This window comes from Acidithiobacillus concretivorus, assembly GCF_018853445.1.
GTDB classification, from domain to species: domain Bacteria; phylum Pseudomonadota; class Gammaproteobacteria; order Acidithiobacillales; family Acidithiobacillaceae; genus Acidithiobacillus; species Acidithiobacillus concretivorus.
This window is the reverse complement of sequence record NZ_JABELD010000171.1, coordinates 1-556: the sequence shown is the minus strand read 5'-3', so window position 1 is coordinate 556 and position 556 is coordinate 1. Positions and strand designations below refer to the sequence as shown.

Genomic DNA, 556 nt, shown 5'->3' with positions numbered 1-556 from the left:
ACCCAGCCTCTTATACGTTGAATGGATGGATTTGTCCAGCGCTCACCGTACATCCAAAAAAGCCGAGTCATTCATATGGTGGTGCCACCCCATAAAAAGGGCTCTTGGCCATATTGAGAATTGCTGATGTCAGCGAATCCAATGCCCGCGCCGAAGGCCTCACTGTTAGCGTCTGCGCGGTGTTGTTGGCGGAGGCCTGCAACATCGGTCTGGAGCCGCTGATCAAGCACCAGGTGCCCGCGTTGACCCGGTACCGACTGAGCTGGGTCAAACAGAATTACCTGCGGGCAGAGACTCTTGTGAAAGCCAATGCCAAGCTGGTGGACTACCAATCCACTTTGTCTCTGGCCAGAAAGTGGGGTGGCGGTGAAGTTGCCTCCGCCGATGGTATGCGATTTGTGACGCCTATCCGCACCATCAATGCCGGACCTAACCGAAAGTACTTTGGTTCTTGTCGTGGCATTACCTGGTACAACTTTCTTTCGGATCAGTTCTCCGGCTTTCATGGCATTGTCGTCCCTGGAACACTGCGTGATTCCATCTTTGTTCTGGAGGG

Annotated in this window: 1 pseudogene; it reads left to right on the top strand. The window is 53.8% G+C overall.

Annotated features, from left to right (window positions below):
• Window positions 1-122 precede the first annotated feature (122 nt).
• Window positions 123-556, top strand: a pseudogene (locus tag HJG40_RS14550) (Tn3 family transposase); the annotation flags it as partial.